The organism is Sphingomonas sp. Leaf30 (assembly GCF_001422525.1).
Classification (GTDB): domain Bacteria; phylum Pseudomonadota; class Alphaproteobacteria; order Sphingomonadales; family Sphingomonadaceae; genus Sphingomonas; species Sphingomonas aerolata.
This window is the reverse complement of record NZ_LMKZ01000003.1, coordinates 44,492-47,012: the sequence shown is the minus strand read 5'-3', so window position 1 is coordinate 47,012 and position 2,521 is coordinate 44,492. Positions and strand designations below refer to the sequence as shown.

The window sequence follows — 2,521 nt, the reverse complement described above, 5'->3', positions numbered from 1 at the left end:
TCCGCCATTGCCCTCGCCGCCACCGTCATCTTCTGGCTTTGATCAACGAGTCCTGACCCTAGGATAGATATTGCAATAAGCGCCACAAGCACGAACCGGTGATTGATCCTTTGTATTAATTTCGCGGAAATAAAATAAACGGGTAGGCACCACAGAAACCATATAAAGCTCAAGGGACGAACTATAGTTTTTAGAAGGGATATAAAATCTTCTGGAAACGCGGGATCACCTTCAAATGCTGGAACCCTGCTTAGCAGCCACATGATGGTAGACCAAATCAAGAAAAGCCATATATATTGTGCAATGCGTCTATTCCAAAGGTTTTTCCACGAAGACCTTATAGAAGACGATGCGAAAAATCCGGACACAAGAAAAAATAACGGCATTCGCACGAGCTCTAAAAAGTCATGAATGTCGGCACTGAAAGACGTGTCTATTCCACTCCGGCTGACCACGAAATTAGCATGTAGTAGGGTAACCATTAAAATTGCCATGCCTTTGGCAACGTCAATCCACTCAATTCTTTCTTTGACGATTTGGCCGTTGCCCATTTTTCACCCCGATCACCGTCTGGTGGTACCATTCTAGCAAGATACGCGTTCTAAAATAACCCCGGAGTCATCCAATAAGCGACGTCGGTAGTGATCGGTGAGGCGTCAGAGGCTATGCGACAGGTCAGGAAGCGGGAGCGAGTAGAGATGAAACCCCACGCTACGAGTCACTAGCACTCACTAGCTCCCGTCAGTAATCCAGCAGCGGCTCGTCCCCGGGCAGGCAGCGCTCTTCGGTCAGGTTTATTGTTCCACTCGGTAACGGTGTGACGTTCCAGTACCGCAGATTATGCTCGGCTAACATACCGCTTGGCACGTCGCGCTAAGTCGTAAGACCAGCCGGAAAGCTGAGCCAGACCGCTCCCCTTAATGATCGGGTCCGTCCGGGCCAGATAGTGACCCTTAAATAATTTTTTATGACTGTTTTCGATTGCCGAATAAATAAGCCCGACTTCAGTATCTACGACAAGGCGGTGCGGGTATAAAGACATCAGCGGCTCTATGGCTTTGGTATAGGCGATAGGCCCGGTTACGCGGTAAACGCCCTTCCCGCCCGTGCCATATTTCCATGGGTTGTAATTTGCGATGTTTTTTAAGACACTCGCGATTACTGCTCTAAGAAAAGGATGACCCGCTATCGTCATAATTTGCCATTGCTGCAATTCGCCACCGGGAAGAGTTATTTCTTTATGTTTGCCAAATTCCGCGCGTCCAATGACGGCACTAGTTTCCCATTGCGATAACAATACCTGTTCGCCCGGCAAGAGCAATTCATCAAGCGGGCGGCTTACCCCGCTTTTGATATCCAGATAGACGCCACCTCGTTTATAAAGCAGCAGGTAGCGGAACAAATCCGCGCGAGCCGCGCCATATGCGGGGCTAATCTGATCGAAGAACGCAAGGATGTCCGGCCCGTACTCTTCTTTAATGAAGGTGACGATATCAGAGTCATCGTAAAGTTCATGGCTCCACCCGGGGTTTTGATCCTTCAAGCGCTCGACATTCTGTGAAAATTCAACGGGTAAACTGCGTGTCGGAAACGTCTGATGGATGACCTTCGGAATGGTTTTGCCGGTCTCCACGAGTGGCAGGCCTAGCGGATGCATCATTTACCCCTTTGTTAACGCTTTGCTAGTTATCTGTTTGCCTCTAGAATGGTCGTCATCGTAGCCGTATGTCAAATCGACGTTTTGTGTTTTTCAATAGCCTGCAATCATACTCCCTGATCAGCTCGTGGCGTCGCGCACGGGTTTTGCGGATGATGGCCCTTCGGATCACCGGCAAGCCCATCATCCGCGATGGCACCTACTTCGGGTCGAACCGCGTTGAAGTTGGCGATGGCTGTTTGGTGAACCACCAGTGCTATTTCGACGGAAGCGAGTGGGTGGGCCTCGGAGAGAGGGTTCAGGTAGTACGCGTGTTACCTTTCTGACCTCGGCACATGAGATTGGAGGTTCGGATTGTCGCGCCGGTTGTTCCCGTTGTGCTTTATGGCGAATGCACTGGCAACAGCAAACCACGCTCGATTCGGCGGGGCGCGCTGTTGATGACGACCCCTGTTTCCACCACGGCGGCCCGGCTTAGCGCACCGCAGGAGAGCAACCTTGCTAACACCCGCTGATCTGTTCGCGTCGCTCAAGGCGCGCTGGCGTATCGAGCTGGCGATCATTCTGGTGACCGTCGTGCTGGTCGCACTTTGGACGGCCAGCACGCCCAAGACCTATGTCGCGCAGTCCTCATTGCTGTTCGACGGCGGCCCGGTCCAGTCGGTCACCGACGAGGCGGCGCCGGAGGATGGCGTGGTCGCGCTAGTCGCGACCCAGGCCGATGTCCTGCAGAGCGAGGCGATCGCCGCCGCGGTCGTCCGCGACCTGAAGCTTGCCGCCAATCCGCAGGTCGCTGACCAGTGGCGTGCGCGCACCGGTGGCACCGGCGACGTCAACGCCTGGTATGGTCGCCAGCTGCTCGGT

Annotated in this window: 2 protein-coding genes and 1 pseudogene; 1 reads left to right on the top strand and 2 read right to left on the bottom strand. The window is 53.3% G+C overall.

Annotation, left to right across the window (positions count from 1 at the left end; translation table 11 throughout):
• On the bottom strand, positions 1–551 hold a 551-nt coding region (locus ASE89_RS19730; RefSeq protein WP_156363396.1), incomplete at its 3' end, for an acyltransferase family protein.
• A 287-nt stretch (positions 552–838) separates the two neighbouring features.
• Positions 839–1,657, bottom strand: coding sequence for a glycosyltransferase family 32 protein (locus ASE89_RS09410; protein WP_168427620.1), 819 nt, complete (start codon positions 1,655–1,657; stop codon positions 839–841).
• 498 nt (positions 1,658–2,155) lie between these two features.
• Between ASE89_RS09410 and ASE89_RS20780 the strand changes: the two are divergent.
• Positions 2,156–2,521 (top strand): annotated as a pseudogene (locus ASE89_RS20780) (hypothetical protein); the annotation flags it as partial.

Bases quoted from the DNA above. Each gene is read 5' to 3' on its own strand.
- ASE89_RS09410 (WP_168427620.1), bottom strand. From the start codon at position 1,657: ATGCATCCGCTAGGCCTGCCACTCGTGGAGACCGGCAAAACCATTCCG.